The sequence below is a fragment of the Aurantibacter aestuarii genome (assembly GCF_003008425.1).
GTDB lineage: Bacteria > Bacteroidota > Bacteroidia > Flavobacteriales > Flavobacteriaceae > Aurantibacter > Aurantibacter aestuarii.
Genome location: NZ_PXOQ01000007.1, coordinates 691,121 through 709,650, shown reverse-complemented (window position 1 = coordinate 709,650; position 18,530 = coordinate 691,121). Strand labels below are relative to the sequence as shown.

General features: G+C 33.3%; 18 protein-coding genes. 8 read left to right on the top strand and 10 right to left on the bottom strand.

What is annotated here, in order from left to right:
• Positions 1-9 precede the first annotated feature (9 nt).
• Positions 10-1,353 carry an NADP-specific glutamate dehydrogenase gene (gene gdhA, locus C7H52_RS04465; RefSeq protein WP_106462681.1) on the bottom strand — a complete coding sequence of 448 codons (1,344 nt, stop codon included), beginning with the start codon at positions 1,351-1,353 and terminating at the stop codon, positions 10-12.
• A gap of 207 nt (positions 1,354-1,560) precedes the next feature.
• Here gdhA and C7H52_RS04460 point away from each other — a divergent pair, with 207 nt between their 5' ends.
• Positions 1,561-2,385, top strand: a complete 825-nt coding sequence (locus C7H52_RS04460) for a THC0290_0291 family protein (protein ID WP_106462680.1) — start codon at positions 1,561-1,563, stop codon at positions 2,383-2,385.
• Between the two features lie 188 nt (positions 2,386-2,573).
• On the opposite strand, the gene C7H52_RS04455 is transcribed toward C7H52_RS04460, so the two are convergent.
• From C7H52_RS04455 to purN, 4 genes are all read right to left on the bottom strand, one after another.
• A complete protein-coding gene (locus tag C7H52_RS04455) occupies positions 2,574-4,472 on the bottom strand; it encodes an amidophosphoribosyltransferase (RefSeq protein ID WP_106462679.1) in 1,899 nt (632 codons plus the stop codon).
• A 100-nt stretch (positions 4,473-4,572) separates the two neighbouring features.
• The gene (locus tag C7H52_RS04450) at positions 4,573-5,496 is read right to left on the bottom strand and encodes a PfkB family carbohydrate kinase (protein WP_106462678.1); all 924 of its coding nucleotides are present in this window, start codon (positions 5,494-5,496) and stop codon (positions 4,573-4,575) included.
• Between the two features lie 77 nt (positions 5,497-5,573).
• The gene (locus C7H52_RS04445; RefSeq protein WP_106462677.1) at positions 5,574-6,215 is read right to left on the bottom strand and encodes a ribonuclease H1 domain-containing protein; all 642 of its coding nucleotides are present in this window, start codon (positions 6,213-6,215) and stop codon (positions 5,574-5,576) included.
• On the bottom strand, positions 6,208-6,774 hold the full coding sequence (gene purN / locus C7H52_RS04440; RefSeq protein ID WP_106462676.1) for a phosphoribosylglycinamide formyltransferase: 567 nt from the start codon (positions 6,772-6,774) through the stop codon (positions 6,208-6,210). Before purN ends, C7H52_RS04445 begins: the two co-directional genes overlap by 8 nt.
• A gap of 181 nt (positions 6,775-6,955) precedes the next feature.
• On the opposite strand from purN, the gene C7H52_RS04435 reads away from it, so the two are divergent.
• From C7H52_RS04435 to pyk, 5 genes are all read left to right on the top strand, one after another.
• Complete coding sequence (locus C7H52_RS04435) at positions 6,956-7,189, top strand: acyl carrier protein (protein ID WP_007647141.1); 234 nt, start codon at positions 6,956-6,958, stop codon at positions 7,187-7,189.
• A 10-nt stretch (positions 7,190-7,199) separates the two neighbouring features.
• Entirely contained in the window at positions 7,200-8,450 is a 1,251-nt protein-coding gene (fabF, locus tag C7H52_RS04430; RefSeq protein WP_106462675.1) for a beta-ketoacyl-ACP synthase II, read from the top strand.
• A gap of 6 nt (positions 8,451-8,456) precedes the next feature.
• Positions 8,457-9,191, top strand: coding sequence for a ribonuclease III (rnc, locus tag C7H52_RS04425; RefSeq protein ID WP_106462674.1), 735 nt, complete (start codon positions 8,457-8,459; stop codon positions 9,189-9,191).
• Between the two features lie 122 nt (positions 9,192-9,313).
• Positions 9,314-9,802 carry an IPExxxVDY family protein gene (locus C7H52_RS04420; RefSeq protein WP_106462673.1) on the top strand — a complete coding sequence of 163 codons (489 nt, stop codon included), beginning with the start codon at positions 9,314-9,316 and terminating at the stop codon, positions 9,800-9,802.
• Positions 9,802-11,229: a pyruvate kinase gene (gene pyk, locus C7H52_RS04415; protein WP_106462672.1), complete on the top strand. Its 1,428-nt coding sequence runs from the start codon at positions 9,802-9,804 to the stop codon at positions 11,227-11,229. The genes C7H52_RS04420 and pyk overlap by 1 nt, the downstream gene beginning before the upstream one ends.
• Before the next feature lie 251 nt (positions 11,230-11,480).
• On the opposite strand, the gene C7H52_RS04410 is transcribed toward pyk, so the two are convergent.
• The 4 genes from C7H52_RS04410 to dinB form a co-directional block, all read right to left on the bottom strand.
• The gene (locus C7H52_RS04410; RefSeq protein ID WP_146130004.1) at positions 11,481-12,080 is read right to left on the bottom strand and encodes a hypothetical protein; all 600 of its coding nucleotides are present in this window, start codon (positions 12,078-12,080) and stop codon (positions 11,481-11,483) included.
• A gap of 177 nt (positions 12,081-12,257) precedes the next feature.
• Positions 12,258-12,887: a hypothetical protein gene (locus tag C7H52_RS04405; RefSeq protein WP_106462670.1), complete on the bottom strand. Its 630-nt coding sequence runs from the start codon at positions 12,885-12,887 to the stop codon at positions 12,258-12,260.
• 178 nt (positions 12,888-13,065) lie between these two features.
• On the bottom strand, positions 13,066-13,464 hold the full coding sequence (locus C7H52_RS04400) for a hypothetical protein (protein WP_245918532.1): 399 nt from the start codon (positions 13,462-13,464) through the stop codon (positions 13,066-13,068).
• A 493-nt stretch (positions 13,465-13,957) separates the two neighbouring features.
• Positions 13,958-15,058 (bottom strand): DNA polymerase IV, encoded by a 1,101-nt coding sequence (gene dinB, locus C7H52_RS04395; RefSeq protein WP_106462668.1) that lies wholly within the window; start codon positions 15,056-15,058, stop codon positions 13,958-13,960.
• Between the two features lie 32 nt (positions 15,059-15,090).
• Between dinB and C7H52_RS04390 the strand changes: the two genes are divergently transcribed.
• Positions 15,091-15,711 (top strand): DUF2238 domain-containing protein, encoded by a 621-nt coding sequence (locus C7H52_RS04390; protein WP_106462667.1) that lies wholly within the window; start codon positions 15,091-15,093, stop codon positions 15,709-15,711.
• Positions 15,692-16,162, top strand: coding sequence for a CYTH domain-containing protein (locus C7H52_RS04385; RefSeq protein WP_106462666.1), 471 nt, complete (start codon positions 15,692-15,694; stop codon positions 16,160-16,162). The genes C7H52_RS04390 and C7H52_RS04385 overlap by 20 nt, the downstream gene beginning before the upstream one ends.
• Position 16,163: 1 nt before the next feature.
• Here the strand turns inward: C7H52_RS04385 and pbpC are convergent, their stop codons facing one another.
• On the bottom strand, positions 16,164-18,515 hold the full coding sequence (pbpC, locus tag C7H52_RS04380; RefSeq protein WP_106462665.1) for a penicillin-binding protein 1C: 2,352 nt from the start codon (positions 18,513-18,515) through the stop codon (positions 16,164-16,166).
• Between the last annotated feature and the right edge of the window lie 15 nt (positions 18,516-18,530).

The window sequence follows — 18,530 nt, the reverse complement described above, 5'->3', positions numbered from 1 at the left end:
TACGCTTTATTATACAACGCCTTGTGCTAACATAGCATCTGCAACTTTAACAAAACCAGCAATATTTGCTCCTTTCACATAGTCTACATTACCACTACTATCTTTACCATATTCTACACAAGAAGCGTGAATATCGTTCATGATTTGATGTAACTTGGCATCTACTTCTTCTCTTGTCCAATTGTATCTTAAACTGTTCTGACTCATCTCTAATCCAGAAGTTGCAACACCACCAGCATTAGAAGCTTTACCAGGAGCAAATAAAACTTTCGCTTTCTGGAACACTTCTACACCTTCTGGTGTAGTAGGCATATTTGCTCCTTCTGCAACTACTAATACCTTATTTGCAACTAAAGCTTTAGCTTCATCTGCATTTAATTCATTCTGTGTAGCACATGGTAATGCAATGTCGCAATTTACACTCCAAGGTCTTTCACCTTCAAAGTATTTAGCTGAAGGATATTTTTCAACATACTCGCTAATTCTCCCTCGCTTCACATTTTTAATTTCCATTACGTGCGCAAGCTTTTCTTCATTTATTCCGTCTTCATCTAAAATATATCCTCCAGAATCTGACATCGTAACAACTTTAGCTCCTAATTGTGTTGCTTTTTCGCAAGCATATTGAGCTACATTTCCAGATCCAGAAATGACTACTGTTTTACCACTAAATGAGTCGTTTTTAGTTGCAAGCATATTGTTTGCAAAGTATACACAACCATAACCTGTAGCTTCTGGACGAATTAAAGAACCTCCATAAGTAATGCCTTTTCCTGTTAACACACCAACAAATTCGTTACGCAAACGTTTATATTGCCCAAACATGAAACCTATTTCTCTTCCACCTACACCAATATCTCCTGCTGGAACATCTGTGTTTCCTCCAATGTGTCGAGAAAGCTCTGTCATAAACGATTGGCAAAAACGCATCACTTCATTATCACTCTTGCCTTTAGGGTCAAAGTCACTTCCTCCTTTTCCACCACCCATAGGCAATGTTGTTAAAGAATTTTTAAAGACCTGTTCAAAACCTAAAAATTTTAAAATACTTAAGTTTACCGATGGATGAAATCGTAATCCTCCTTTGTAAGGTCCAATAGCTGAATTGAACTGTACTCTAAAACCTCTGTTTACCTGTGTATTTCCTTTGTCATCTATCCAAGGAACTCTAAAAATTATAGTGCGTTCTGGTTCTACCATGCGCTCTAATAACATTTTGTTTTGATACTTAGAATTTGACTCGATAAATGGAATTACAGTTTCTGCAACTTCATGAACCGCTTGCATAAATTCTGGTTCGTTAGGGTTTTTAGATTCTACGTAATCTATAAATGCTTTAATTTTATTTTCCATGTAGTACTAATTACGAAATAATTGATATTTGTTGAAATTTGATAAACAAATATACATTATCTTTAAAAATAGAGGTCTATTTTTCTGAAATTTGAAATCTAATTTTAACATTTTTTTAAAATTTGTGTTATAGTAGCATAATTATTTGTTTGCTAAGCACGTTTTTATATATTTGTTAACTTAAATAGGTTTTATAATCCTTAAAATATGCTTAAAAATAAATTATCCATAGCATTAATTGTATGTATTACAACTATACAATTTGGCTTTGCGCAACTAGGATTTTCTCACGAGATTGGTATTATCACTGGTCCAGTAGCTTTTCAATCGGATTTTGGAGAACGTAAAGATTTTGATACGAACAAAGGTAATACTGGTTTTGGGATTGGTTTAGTTCACTATATCAACTTTGCCTATAGAGCAGACTGTAACTGTTACAGTACAGACACTTACTTTAATGATCACTTTAAATTAAGATCTGAAATTTCTTACAACAAAACAAAATTAAATCATTTTGGAGAATGGGTTAAAGATTCTAGAACATCTGAAAATGCTAGAAAATTAAGAGGACATTCTGGTGAATCGAATAATTTTGATATAGGTATGCAGTTAGAGTGGTTCCCGTTAAGTATTCGTTCTTTCCAGGCATTTACACCAAAATTTGCTCCTTTTGCTAGTTTAGGAGCACATTATGTCTCTTACAACCCTAAGGCTTTTACAGATTATGTTAGTAGCAATCCGTTTAACCCTAATGATATTGGAAACATAGACGACAACAACAATTTTTATGATCCATGGTCCCAGCCTGGCTATAAAGATCCTGTGTCTGAGGATTCTGGATCTACTTGGTCTATAGTTGCCAGCGTTGGAACAAGATATAAGATAAATGTATTAGCCGATTTAATGATTGACTTAAGATGGCAATACTATTTTAGTGATGATGTAGATGGTCTCAACCACGACTACAAATCTAACAAGAACAACGATTGGTTAGTTTGGTTAAATTTTGGATATATTTACTATTTGGATTAATAAAGAAATAATAAATTTTTATATAAAGCACTACTTAAACCGTAGTGCTTTTTTTTACGCTTTAAATTTTATTAGAACCTATACCTTAATTATATAAATATCTGGAATTAAAAATAAATACACAGTAATAGCTACAAAAAAAGGCCTAATCCTAAAATTAAGCCTTCTTTTATCTAATAATTATAACTTTAATAAGCTCTTTCTTTATTTCCTTCGAAGAAATTAATAAAGGCTCTATTAACCACTCTATTTCCTCCATCGGTTGGGTAATCTCCCGTAAAATACCAATCTCCTAAATTTTTAGGACAGGCTTTATGTAAGTTAGAAACTGGTTGGAAGATGATCTTAACTTCTGCATTAACACTTTCGTGAGTTAAAAGTTCTGATATTTTATCTGAAATTTGTTCGTCCGTAAATGGCGCATAAATTTCTTTAACAAAATTAACCACTTTGGAGTCTTTTAAATCTACCTGCTCCAAACATTTTTTATATACTTTTTCAACGATGTCATAACTGTTATTTTCCTTCAACAGTTCTAAAGCTGCTTGAAACGCTACTAAACTTTCTAAGTTAGCCATATCTATACCATAACAGTCTGGATACCTAATTTGAGGCGCCGAAGACACTACAACAATTCGTTTTGGGTGCAAACGATCCATCATTTTAATGATACTCTTTTTCAAAGTAGTTCCACGAACAATGCTGTCGTCTATAATAACCAAATTATCTTCTGGTTTTATAACACCATAGGTCACATCATAAACGTGAGCTACTAAATCGTCACGACTACTGTCTTCAGTAATAAATGTTCTTAGTTTAACATCTTTAATTGCAATTTTTTCAACTCGAGATCTTTCACTTAAAATTTCGGTAACCTGTGCTTTTGTTAATTCACCATTACCTGCAATAATTTCTTGAGTTTTTCTTTCATTTATAAATTCTTCAACAGACTCAATCATTCCAAAAAATGAAGTTTCTGCTGTATTTGGTATATAAGAAAACACGGTGTTTTTAGTGTCATTATCTATTGCCTTTAAAACTTCCGGCATTAACAATTTACCTAACTGCTTACGCTCTTGGTAAATTTCGGCATCACTTCCACGTGAAAAATAGATACGCTCAAAAGAACAGGATTTACGTTCTAAAGGTTCTAAGATTTGCTCTATAGAAACTTCTCCAGATTTTTTAGTAATAATAGCATGACCAGGTTCTAACTCCTTAACATCTTCAAATTTGACATTAAATACGGTTTGAATAACTGGTCTTTCTGAAGCTATCACCACAACTTCATCATCCTTATAGTAATAAGTTGGTCTAATTCCAGCAGGATCTCTCAATACAAATGAATCTCCGTGACCTAACAAACCAGCCATAGCATAACCACCATCCCAGTTTTTAGCTGCTTTACGAAGTATTTTTGCGATGTCGATACGCTCAGCTATTAATGGTGAAGATTCTACTTTTGTGTAACCTTCTTTTTTTAATTTTTTATAAATTTTAGTTACTGATGCATCTAAGAAATGACCTATTTTCTCCATTATAGTAATGGTATCGGTATATTCTTTAGGATGCTGACCAAGCTCTACCAGATTACCAAACAAATCTTTAACATTAGTCATGTTAAAGTTGCCTGCCAGAATAAGGTTTCTGTGCATCCAGTTATTTTGTCTTAAAAAGGGATGAACACTTTCTACACTGTTTTTTCCAAAAGTACCATAACGAACGTGTCCTAAAAAAACTTCTCCAATGTACGGGATATGCTTTTTTTGAAGTTGAACATCGTCTGCATATTCTGGATGTGCAGTCATTTCAGTATTAATACGCTCATTAATTTGAGCAAAAATATCTTGTATGGGTTGTTGTGCTATAGATCTAACACGGCTTATATAGCGTTCTCCAGGTTGAGTATTTAATTTTATACTTGCAAAACCAGCACCGTCCTGACCACGATTATGCTGTTTTTCCATCATTAAATACATTTTATTAACTCCATAAAATGCGCTACCATATTTTTCTTTATAAAACTCTAAAGGTTTTAAAAGTCTAATTTGTGCGATACCACATTCGTGTTTTAAAGCGTCACTCATTTTATTTATTCTGTTGTGTGTAGGTTAAGTCGTAATAAAATTAATTTGTTTACTTTTTATTAAAAAACAAAAACGCTCTAAATTAATAGAGCGCGTTAGATTATGATTGGATATTAAACTGCGTTAAGGCTTTAAATTGCTTCAATCTATTTTTAATATCCTCTTGGGTTAAATTAACCATGCGTTCTGTACCAAATTTCTCGACACAAAAAGAGGCTAAGGTTGATCCATATATAACAGCATTTTTCATGTTTTCAAAAGATAAGTCTTCGGTTTTTGCTAAATATCCTGCAAAACCACCAGCAAACGTATCTCCTGCTCCTGTTGGATCAAAAACTTCAGCTAAAGGTAATGCTGGTGCGTAAAACATATCGTCGTTATGAAATAACAACGCACCATGTTCTCCTTTCTTAATCACTACATATTTTGGTCCCATACTGTGAATTTTCTTAGCAGCATTCACCAGAGAATATTCTCCAGACAACTGTCTTGCTTCTTCGTCATTAATAGTTATTACATCTACCTTAGAGATTACATGTTTTAAATCGTCTAAAGCGATATTCATCCAAAAATCCATCGTATCCAAAATTACTAATTTTGGCTTTGTGGTCATTTGTTCTAAAACACCTAGTTGTACTAAAGGATGTAAATTTCCTAACATTACAATTTCTGCATCTTTATAAGCATTTGGTACCACTGGATTAAATGTTTCCAGCACGTTTAGTTCTGTAACAAGAGTATCTCTAGAGTTCATATCATTATGATATTTACCACTCCAGAAAAAAGTTTTTCCATCTTTTACAATTTCAACACCATCTACATTCACATTTCTGTCCGATAATAAATCTAAATATTCTTGTGGAAAATCGCCACCAACTACAGAAACTGCTGCTGCATCCACTCCAAAGTTTGAAGCCGACAAACCTATATAGGTTGCTGCTCCTCCAAGAATTTTATCGGTTTTACCAAAAGGGGTTTCTATAGCGTCGAATGCGACTGTACCAACAATAACTAATTTACTCATAATTACATTTTGAAATAAGGTGCAAATTTAAACAAAATATTTAGCTTATGCCTTATAAAATTAACATCTAATAAGAATCATTTCCTTCCAAAATCGGCAGGTATTTCTCCCCAGGCTTTGGTTTCCCATTTTACGATAGTAGTTTTATAGGTATTGGCTTTTAACCAAGCTTCTGCACGATCTACCAAGTCAAAGACAGGCTTATTTATTGTATTTCGCTCCAGTTTAGTGTTACATTTCTTCTTTCTAACCCAGCTCATCGCTGTTTTAGAATCTGTATAGATGATCCTGTCGCTATTATGTTTTTTTAAAAAACTTAAGCCGTGTACTAAGGCTAAAAATTCGCCTATATTATTTGTGCCTTCTTCAAAAGGACCTTGAATAAAGAGCTGCTTGTTAGATTTTGTATCAACCCCACGATATTCCATAATACCAGGATTTCCACTTGAGGCAGCATCTACAGCAATAGAATTGTAATTAGGCTGCCCAATCTTTTCCAATTGTGCTTTAGTAAGACTCGACTTTAAATCCTCTTTTTTACCAACAAAATCAAAATAATTGCCTTTAAAGGCTTCTTCGGCGTGTTCTTTTGAAACAAAAGATTTGTATTGTGCTCCTGGGAAATCTTTTATAAGTTTTTTACAGGTATTCCAAGAATCAAAAACGCCCGTTTTATGACCTTGCCAAATGACATAATATTTTTTTTTTGTTTTACTCATTTAATAATGTTGAAACAACCTCAGGAAAATTTTTCATTTCTAACAAATGAATTTTAGCCGCAACATCATTTGCATTATCGCTAGGAAGCACTTCACATTTTGCTTGATGTATAATGGCGCCTTCATCGTAATGTTCGTTTACATAATGAATAGTGATACCTGTTTCGGTTTCTTTATGGGCAACTACAGCTTCATGGACATATTTTCCATACATACCTTTTCCGCCATATTTTGGCAATAAAGCAGGATGCACATTTATAACCTTATTAGGGTAATGCTCTAATATGTATTCGGGAAATTTCCATAAAAAACCAGCCAAAATAATAAGGTCTGCTTTTTCAGATTTTAAGAGATCTAGGACCAAATTAGTCTCTGTAAACGCTTTCTTGTTAAATGAAAATGCAGGTACACCAAGGGTTTTGGCCCGGTCTAATACTTTGGCATGTGGATTGTTAGTTAAAATTAAAGTAACACGACCTTTTTCACTGTTTTGAAAAAACTTTATTAAATTTTCAGCGTTAGATCCGCTTCCGGATGCAAAAATTACAATTCGTTTCATATACAGCCAAATCTATGGTTTAGAGTACAAAAAAAAGAATAATTAATAACAATTAATACGCAAAACACAGATAATTTAAATTAAAAATATTAAATTTAATCTCACATTTTTAAAGTAAATGTGTGTTTTAAATTAAAGTTTTTTATTTTTGCGTCTTAATTAAAACTAAAAATTAAAAATTATGTCAGACATTGCATCAAGAGTAAAAGCGATAATCGTAGACAAATTAGGAGTTGATGAAAACGAAGTTGTAACAGAAGCTAGCTTCACAAACGACTTAGGAGCAGATTCATTAGACACTGTTGAATTAATAATGGAATTCGAAAAAGAATTTGATATTCAAATTCCAGATGATCAAGCTGAAAACATTGCTACAGTTGGTCAAGCAATTTCTTATATTGAAGCTGCAAAATAATTAAAAATTTATGGAACTAAAGCGAGTTGTAGTTACAGGCTTAGGCGCACTTACGCCTATTGGAAACACCAAAGACGAATATTGGAATGCTCTAATATCGGGTAAAAGCGGTGCTGCACCTATAACCTATTTTGATACTGAAAAGTTCAAAACAAAATTCGCTTGCGAACTGAAAAATTTTAATGCGACCGATTTTATTGATCGAAAAGAGGCTCGCAAAATGGATAGGTTTACACAGTACGCAATGGTCGCATCTGATGAGGCTATTGCGGACTCAAACCTTGATTTAGACAAAGTCAATAAACTTAAAGTTGGCGTTATTTGGGGTGCTGGAATTGGTGGTTTAGAAACCTTTCAAAACGAAGTAATCAATTACTGTGATGGTGATGGTTCTCCGCGTTTTAATCCGTTCTTTATCCCTAAAATGATTGCCGATATTGCTCCTGGAAACATTTCTATAAAAAATGGTTTCATGGGACCTAATTACACTACAGTTTCCGCTTGTGCATCATCTGCAAATGCTATGATTGATGCCTTAAATTATATTAGGTTAGGACATTGTGACGTAATTGTTACCGGTGGTAGCGAAGCTGCTGTAACTATAGCAGGTATGGGTGGATTTAATGCCATGCATGCACTATCTACTAATAACGACAACCCACAAGAGGCTTCCAAACCTTTTGACGCAACCAGAGATGGTTTTGTTTTAGGTGAAGGTGCTGGAGCTATTGTACTTGAAGAATATGAACATGCTAAAGCAAGAGGTGCTAAAATTTATGCAGAGCTTGTTGGTGGTGGTTTATCTTCAGATGCTTACCATATGACTGCACCACATCCAGAAGGAATTGGGGTTATGGCGGTAATGAGAAATTGTTTAGAAAATGCAGGTTTAAAACCTGAAGATGTAGATCATATCAACACACACGGAACGTCTACTCCACTTGGAGACGTTGCAGAACTTAAAGCAATTAGTGAAGTTTTTGGAGATCATGCTAAAAACATCAATATTAATTCTACCAAATCTATGACTGGTCATTTACTTGGTGCTGCTGGAGCTGTCGAAGCAATTGCTTCAATTATGGCTATGGAGCATGGTATTGTACCTCCAACCATAAACCATAAAGTTGTGGACGAAAACATAGACCCAAAGCTTAATTTAACTTTAAATACGCCTCAAAAAAGAGACATTAAAGTTGCTATGAGTAATACATTTGGTTTTGGTGGCCATAATGCTTGTGTCGTTTTCAAAAAATTAGATTAATCCCGAATGTCTTTCATTCGTAAAATATTTAATTCCCAATCTGATAAAGATGGGGAATTTGCTATTTATCTTACACAATTACTAGGTTTTAAACCTAAAAAAATTGATCAATATCATATTGCTTTTACACATCGCTCTTTAAATTTAAAAAACGAAGAAGGCAATGCTGTAAATTATGAGCGCTTAGAGTTTCTTGGAGACGCCATGTTAAGCTCTGTAATTGCACACCACTTATTTATTGAAGTTCCGGAAGGCGACGAAGGTTACCTTACTAAAATGCGTTCTAAAATAGTAAGTAGAGAGCACCTTAATGAGTTAGGGAAAAAATTAGACCTCATTCAGCATTTAAAAAGCAATATTCCAACCACACAATTTGGTGTAAACATTCATGGTAATTTATTTGAAGCTTTAATTGGTGCGATCTATCTTGACAGAGGATACCGTTATTGCGAAAAATTTATCTACAAAACCGTTATTTTACCTTACGTAGACATAGAAAAACTTGAAGGTAAGGTAATAAGTTATAAGAGCTTATTTATTGAGTGGTGCCAGAAAGAAAAAAAGGCATTTAACTACGAAGTTTATGATGATACTGGGAATGACGACTTGCGTCATTTTGCTGTAAAGCTAAGTGTTAATGATAAAATCATTTCCAAAGCGAGAGCCACTTCAAAAAAGAAAGCAGAAGAAAAAGCCTCAAAACGTGCTTACTTTGTTTTTCAAACACAAATACAATCCTAAAATTTTTAGTAAAATACCAAGCTATAACTATAACGATTTCGTAATAAAAATGCGTTAACATTGCTTATTTTACTACCTTTTATAGCTTTTAAATAGTATATTTACAGCTCATTAACAGTTATATGGCTATTCTAAAATTAAATTATAATGATTTTTTTGAAGACGATGAATATACTGTTTTTGCAATTCATGGTGTGCTGGAGCAGTACCGATTAGCTTATTTAATTAATAAGCAACTTGGACTATCTTTAAAAAGAAATGTAAAGGATATCACCCATTTAGGTCATAATACCTGCTTTGATTATTTTGAATATGAAAACGTTTATCAGGATATTACCTACAATCTGGTTACCAATATTTGTAAAGTCACAGAGGACCAGTCTAAAACTGCTCTAGATTTATTTTCTTTAGATGTAAGTCCAAACTTAAAAGCTTATTATCTAATTCCAGAATTAAAAAAAGTAAACTTTTTTTTTAAAATAAACCAAACATTCACGGCTGCAAAACAGCAGGTTATGTTAAAAAAAATACTAGAAATACCACAAGTAGTTACAGCCTACACTGTAGATGTAACCACTTTAAAGTCAAAAAATAATTTAATATTCGATTAATGTTAAAACAGAAAAAAACCAAAATAGTTGCAACCTTAGGACCAGCAACAAGCGATAAGAAAGTTCTAAAAGCTATGTGCGATGAAGGCGCAAACGTATTTAGAATTAACTTCTCTCATGCCGATTATAAAGATGTGGAAGAGCGCGTAAAAATGATACGTGAGCTAAATGAAGAATTTGGTTATAACGTTTCCATTTTAGGAGATTTACAAGGTCCAAAACTTCGTGTAGGTGTGATGAAAAGCGAAGTAATTGTTAATGAAGGTGATAAGATAATTTTTGCTACAGGTAAGCGCTTTGAAGGCACAAAGGAACGTGTTTATATGACCTATAAACAATTTCCACAAGATGCTAAGCCGGGCGAACGTATTCTTTTAGATGATGGAAAGTTAATTTTTGAGGTAGAATCTTCTAACAAAAAAGACGAAGTTACTGCCAGAGTTATACAAGGCGGACCCTTAAAATCTAAAAAAGGGGTTAACCTACCAAATACCAATATTTCTCAACCTGCATTAACAGAGAAAGATATTGAAGATGCTATTTTTGCTTGTAAATTAGGTGTAGACTGGATGGCATTGTCTTTTGTACGTCATGCTGAAGATTTAATAGAGTTACAAGAATTAATTAAAAAACATAGCGACCATAAAATTCCCATTATCGCTAAAATTGAAAAGCCAGAAGCTTTAACCAATATCGATAAAATTGTTGCCTATTGCGATGGTTTAATGGTAGCGCGAGGCGATCTTGGAGTAGAAATTCCGGCTGAAGAAGTGCCATTAGCACAAAAGCAACTGGTATTAAAAGCTAAAAAAGCTAGAATACCTGTAATTATTGCCACGCAAATGATGGAAACCATGATTACAAGTTTAACGCCAACTCGTGCCGAGGTTAATGACGTTGCCAATTCTGTAATGGATGGTGCAGATGCTGTAATGCTTTCTGGAGAAACCAGTGTTGGTAAATATCCAGTGCAAGTTATAAGACAAATGGCAAACATAATTAGAAGTGTAGAAGACTCTACTCTAATTAGTGTACCACAAAATCCACCACACATACGTACAAAGCGTTACATTACTAAATCTATATGTTATCATGCAGCGCATATGGCAAACGAAATTGATGCTGCTGGGATTTCAACCTTAACCAATTCTGGTTATACCGCATTCCAGATATCAGCATGGAGACCAAAATCTCATATATTAGTATTTACTTCTAACAAACGTATCTTAACCCAGTTAAGTTTACTTTGGGGCGTTAAAGCATTCTTTTACGATAAATTTGTAAGTACAGACGAAACGATAGAAGATGTGAACAAAATGGCTCAAGAAATGGGATACCTTAAAAAAGGAGATATGCTAGTAAGTTTAGCCGCAATGCCAATACAAGAAAAAGGTATGGTAAACACCTTAAGAGTTAGCGAAATTTAAAAGCTAATTTGGGCGTTACCTTTCAGGTCGTGTCATCCGCTATATCTTTTCTGCGAAGCAGTCCCAAATTTATTTTGGGATCTTTTAAAACTTAGTTTTAAGTTTATATAAAAGTTGTTTTATAAAATTCCGCAAAAAAGGATGCCGCTACTACCACTAACGCAAAAACAAACCCCATAACAAAATTTAGTTTTGTTATGGGGTTTTTTATATTTAAAAAGGATAATTATAAATATTTGAGATTTAAACTATTAATCCATTTTTAGTGACTTTGTATTACTTATATCGCATTGTTGAACAACGTTTTTAATTAGAGGTTTAATCTCTAATTTTCTAATCTTTCTATTGGCAGAGTTTATTTTGAGATTATTCCAGATTACAGCCATTTTTCTAGCCAATTTATCCATTGGCATTGGAATATCTTGTTCAGCACCTGATTTTAATTCAATTCTATGAGTAGCGTTGTCAACTTTCACTATTACAAGGTAGTCAAACCCTTTATAACTAAATGCTTCTTCTCTCCATCCTTTAGTAAATAAATTGTCCAAAAATCCGTTCAAATTTTCTACGTTAGCTTTGTCATAAGTCAGAATATAGTTTTCGTTATCGTCAATCACAAACAGTCTTTGTTCAACTTTAGTACAGTTAGGCGCACTATTGGTAAACAAGATTATATAGTCGCTGAATAATCCGTTTTTGTATGTGCCGAGTTCTACTTTATTTATTGTAGTCGAGTCCAAAAACTCTACTTTCAAATAAGATGTTTGGAAATAATAAGTTCGTGAGAATTTATATTCAGTTTCTCGATTTTCAACATCGGTTGGATTGAACTGATTCAGTTTTTGTTCCAAATATTTAATCCAATTATCAGTCATCTCAAATGTTGCACAACGGTTTTGTATATGGTATGTTGCGTGGTTTAAGCACTTAATTTAGCAAATAAAAACCTAATAGAAAATCCGCGAGGATTTTAGTAAATAAGCTTAAACTTGTAACAAATTATAATAAAATGTTCAAAAATATTTATTTTAATAATCAATAGATTTATAATTTTCTAAATCGGACTTATTTATCGGTCTTTTCATGTATGGAATTACAGGTTTAGCTAATTTTTCATGTTCATACCCAAGAGCAAATCCCATTTTAAATCCTAAATTATCTTCTGTCGTAACATATACATTGTCATATTCATCGTCAGTTTCAGGAATGAATATTAAAACCTCTTTATTAACGATTTCTTTAGTCATCCATTCATCTCCTTTTTTGGTTTTGTACCATCCATAAACTTCAGGTTTATAATCAGGTTTCAAACTTAAATCATGTGCGTATTCCAAATAATTTATAAAATAACAAAGAGTGTCAAATTCGATGTCATATGGAAATGTTATAACAAGTTTATCATTAAAAATTGTTATTTTAGGTTTAATAGTATTTTCTCCTTTGCTGAAATCAATAAATTGTTCAATTGCTTTTTCAAGATATTCTTGTTTGAGATTTTTAACAATAACTATTTTATTATTAGTCATTTTAATTAAATCCGTTTCTTTAAACGCTTTAACATCATTTGAATAGTTTTCGGTTTTTTGATTTAAAAAAAGCATTGCAACAATAATTACAAATGCAATTATTACTATTATTATTAAATTTTTATTGTTCATCGATTTTGTTTATCATATTGTTGCTAACGGTTTGGTATTAGAAAAATTGTGATATTGTCAGCGAGGATTTTCAGCAGGAAAATCTGAAGTTGGCAAAATGAGCAACATACTTAGGTTAAGCCTAAAACTAGCAATTTTTTTATACTTTTTTGTGGTGCGTTTTTTCGCGCTCTTTTTTTCATTCGATTTCTTCCCATTTGCCTTTTCGAAAGTACATATTATGAAATTTTGGTGAATTAAACACCATAAAAAAGCTCCAAATTTCTCGATATATTGTTGGATTAGTTTCTAGTATATGATGAGTAGGTTTTCCCATTTCAATCATAATTCTCGCAGATTCATAAGGCGAAATGGTTGATATCGTTCCTTTATAAGTTTCGTTAATTTCTTTTCCGTCCGTCACGTAAAAATACAACGAGTCATTTTCTTTTATTTCAAATCGAAAGTTATTGTATTGCCAATCCGCTTGTTTTCCAGAAAAGTAATTTCGGTCAATCACATATTCACCGTAATAATCTGATTTGTCAAGAACCTTTTTTGTGTAAAATGGCTGAAGAATAACAGATAAAATACACATTATTAACAGAACGCACCACATTCCGATTAAAGCAATTCCAAAAATCTTTTTCTTTGTTATAATCCATACTATAAACAGGATTATTGAAATCGGAAGTATGTAAAAAATAAATTGTAATCCTGCCATTAATTAAATTCTCGAAGTTTTTTTCAAATGTTGCACAACTTATTATATCAAAACATTTATTACCAATATCCCACAAATAATTTAAGATATGCCAAGTTTGATATTATTGTTTGGTTAAATATAAATAAAGTAGGCAAATAAGTTTTCTTTAAACTATAAAAATACTTCTCATTTTTAAAAACTGCTTGAGGTAAAACCACCGCGTTAGTGATTGTAGCGGTATCCTTTTTTGCGAAAGTTTATAAAACAACTTTTTATATAAACTTAAAACTTAATGTTTAAAAGATCCCCAAATAAATTTGGGACTACTTCGCAAAAAAGATTTAGCGAAAAGCACGACCTGAAAGGAAACGCATAAATCAATTCACTAAAATTTAAACTCCAGCTGTACGTCTATGGGTTTTTCAACTTTGGTTTTCGTTTTCTTTTCGGTATTTAAATTGCTTAAAGAAATACCTAAAAGCCTCACGGAATTGGTCATTTTTTCCTGATACAAGAGTTCTTTTGCGGTTTCTAAAATTATGGCAGCATCATTTACAAAATAGGGCAAGGTTTTACTTCTGGTTTGGAGTGTAAAATCACTATACTTTATTTTTAAGGTCACTGTTTTTCCTGCCACTTTACTTTTTTTAAGGCGTCTGGAAACTTCTTCGGCAATGTGCTCTAAGCGTTCCATCATAAAAATCTCGGAAGATAAATTCTCGTTAAACGTCCGCTCTGCTGCCAGACTTTTTCTAATTCTGTTTGGTTTTACTTCGCTGTTATGAATACCTCTAACCACATGGTAGTAATAGCTGCCAGATTTGCCGAAATGCTGCTGTAAATACTCTAAAGATTTGCTTTTTAAGTCTAAACCTGTATAAATGCCTTTTTGGTACATTTTCTCTGCAGTGACCTTGCCTATACCGTAAAATTTACGAATGTCTAACGCTTCCAGAAAGTCTAAAACATCTTCTGGGTTAACGGTTTTTTGTCCGTTAGGCTTATTATAGTCGCTAGCCACTTTAGCTATAAATTTATTGATGCTTATGCCTGCCGATGCCGTTAATCCAACTTCTTTATAAATACGAGATCTAATTTCTTCTGCAATAAGCGATGCGCTGGGATTTCCTTTTTTATTTTCGGTCACATCTAAATAGGCCTCGTCTAAAGATAGTGGCTCGACCAAATCGGTATATTCATTAAAAATTTTACGAATTTTAGCCGAAATTTCCTTATACCTGTCAAACCGAGTACGCACAAATAGAAGTTCCGGACATAATTTTTTAGCCAAAACGCCACTCATAGCACTTTTTACACCAAATTTTCTAGCTTCGTAACTTGCTGCACTTACAACTCCTCTGGTTTCGCTACCGCCAACTGCCAATGGTTTTCCTTTAAGCTCTGGAAAATCCATTTGCTCTACAGACGCGTAAAACGCATCCATATCCACATGAATAATTTTTCTTATTGGTAAATCGTTTGGCATCTTGTAAATTTAACACAAAATAAATTGTGCACATGAAACTTTTATATGGCTATCTGGTAATTTTATTAGCATTATTGGTCTGGTCTGGCATAAAGCCCAAAGAACAGTTTACGTGGTTTTTAGAAGTCTTACCTGCTATTCTTGGCATTATGGTTTTAATAGTAACTTTTAAGAATTTTAGATTTACCAATTTTGTGTATAGTCTTGTTTTTATACACTGCGTTATTTTAATTATTGGCGGACATTATACCTATGCCGAAGTGCCTTTATTCGACTGGATACAAAACACTTTTAATCAGTCGCGAAATAATTATGATAAATTGGGTCATTTTGCACAGGGTTTTGTTCCATTTTTCATAGTGAGAGAAATGTTTATTAGAAAAAATGTGGTTAATGGCAAAAAATGGCTGTCTTTTATAGCCGTTTGTATTGTTATGGCAATAAGCGTAAGTTATGAGTTTATAGAATGGTTGGTGTCGGTTTTAACTGCGGAAGGAGGCGACGCTTTTTTAGGCACGCAAGGTTATGTTTGGGACACACAGTCGGACATGCTTTTTGCCACCATTGGTGCAATTATAGGCGTATTATTTTTTAGAAACAGTCATGATAAAGCCCTTAAACACTTTAATTTAGATGCAAGAAATAGAGCGTAAATTTTTAGTAAAAAACTTCAATTTTAAAACTGAAGCTTTTTCTAAAACCCGTATTACACAAGGGTTTTTAAATACACATCCAGAGCGTACAGTTAGAGTTCGTATTAAAGGCGAACAAGGTTTTTTAACTATAAAAGGTAAATCTAACCAAAGCGGAACAACTCGTTTTGAATGGGAAAAAGAGATTCCTTTAGCTGAAGCAGAACAACTTATAGCTTTATGTGAAGAAGGTGTTATTGGCAAAACCAGGTATGAAGTAAAGCAAGACAAACACACCTACGAAATTGATGAGTTTTATGGTGAAAATGAAGGGTTGATAATTGCAGAGATAGAATTGCAAGATGAAGATGAAGCATTTTTAAAACCTGACTGGCTTGGCGAAGAGGTTACAGGTCTTGTAAAATATTATAACTCTCAACTAAGCAAGCATCCTTATAAGACCTGGAAATAAATTATTTACTAATGGTAAACTTGGTTGAAATTTCATTTCCAGCTTCGTCCACAACCGTTAAAAAATAATCTCCTATTTCGGGTTGTAAGGCTTTTTCATGTATGGTTTTAGTCTCTCCCAAATACTTGCTTTTTAGATACCAATATAAAGTCTCTTCGGGCTTATTATGGGCTATTTTAAAAATAACATCGTTTACCGTTTCATCTAAATCCTTTGGTAAATAAATAATGGCATTGGGTTTAGGGTAAATAAATTGAAATAATTGTTCATTTTTAGATACGCAGTCTTCTCGAAAAGGAGGCATATCCGCATAAAACGGGTTTTTAGCCTTATAATAATAGGCCATTAATGGTGGTAATTGAAACCAAGAACGTTGTACCATTTGGCTATTATCTTCACAATTTAAATTAACACGATACTGTAAATTTTTATCTAAATGAATTTGATAATGATACTTACAAGCTTCCGTTTTTAGACCACTTTGCGGAATTAATTCCTGTATCACATCTTCGCAATTCACACTTGCACGAGATCCACTTTTTGCACACACTTCTACCTCAACCATATCGTCTAATGGCGCCGTAAACCATTCACTTTTTGGGAGTTTATCGAACACACTAAAAAGTAAAGGTGCTGCAGCTTCTACTCCAACCAAACCTGGTCTACCTTCACCATCTGCATTTCCCGCCCAAACGCCAACCACATAATCTTTAGTAGTGCCTATTGCCCAAGCATCTTTAAAACCATAACTCGTGCCTGTTTTCCAAGCAATTTGCTTGGAATCGTCATAAAACGACCAGTTTTCGTCTTCTTGTGGACGGTTGACCTCTTTTAAACTTTCAAAAGTTAAGTACATAGACGCTGCATTAAACAACGGTTTTTCTCTTTGTTTTTTACCAAAATCAACTTTATAATTCGCAAAGAGATTAGGCTCCGTAAATTCATTTGAAAAATATTCAGAAGACGTTTGGGTATAATGATTAACCGCGCCCGCAAAAGCCGCATAGGTTTTACACAAATCCCACAAATTACTTTCCGCACCGCCAAGAATAAGCGATAACCCGTAATGTTGCGCATCAAATGTTACATTGGTTAGAGGTATTTGTTTTAAAACACTATGAAACCGCTCAAGTCCGTAACTTTTTAATAAACGTACACTTGGTACATTTAAAGATCTTGCCAAAGCTTGTTTTGCCGAAACAGCACCATCGTAAGTCTTATTATAATTTTGTGGCTCATAATTGCCATATTGTGTAGGAATATCTGGCACTATGGTATTAGGTAAAATCATCCCATCATCTAACAAAGCGCTATATAAAATAGGTTTTAGGACGCTACCAGTACTTCTGGGTTTGTCTATAATATCAACATCTTTTTGATGTGATTTAGTTGTAGGCGAATTTCCTATATAGGCTAAAACATTTCTGGTTTTTACATCTAAAACCAAAACTGCTATGTTATAAATTTCATTCTGACTTAGCGTTTTATAATGACTTTCAACTAAGGCATTAATTTGGGTTTGAAGTTCTTCATCTATAGTCGTTTTAATATATTTTCCGGAAGAACTCAGACTCAGTTTTTGTAACAAATGTGGAGCTAATTGTGGTAATTTGTAAGGTTTACCAGGTAAATTTTCAGCGACAGCTAAGTCATAGGTTAATTGGTCTATAATTTTTTTCTGATATAATTTTTTAAGTAAGCGATTACGTTTTTTTAATAATAACTGCTGATTTTTTCCTGGGAAAATTAAACTAGGTGCATTTGGCAAAACCGCTAATGTTGCGCTTTCTGCCCAAGATAATTGATGTGCTGAACGGTTAAAATAACGCCAAGAAGCAGCTTCTAAACCTACTACATTGCCTCCAAAAGGCGCATGATTAGCATATAAGGACAAGATTTTATCTTTTGAATATTTTAATTCAATACGTGTTGCAAGTATAAATTCTTTCAGTTTTTCTAAATAGGTTCTTTTTTGCCCATCTCTGGATAAACGGATGACTTGTTGCGTGATGGTACTTGCACCTCGTTTCACTTCATTAGAGGCCAAGTTTTGTTTTAAAGCTTTAAATATAGATATAGGATTAAAGCCTGGGTGCTTGTAAAAATATTCATCTTCAAAATACAACACACAGGTTTTAAATTTTTGTGGAATACTGTCACTTTCCGGGAAACGCCACTGTCCGTCTTTGGCTATTTTTGCTCCTAATAAAGTATTGCTAGCACTTGTTATTACGGTTGACGTAGGCGTGTTAAACAAGTTTTTGGGCAAACAAAAGGCATACCAGATTAAAGCGACCGTAATTACGACCGCTTTAATTTTATGTTTAAATACGTATGTTTTTAATTTATTCAAGAACCGTTTGTACTG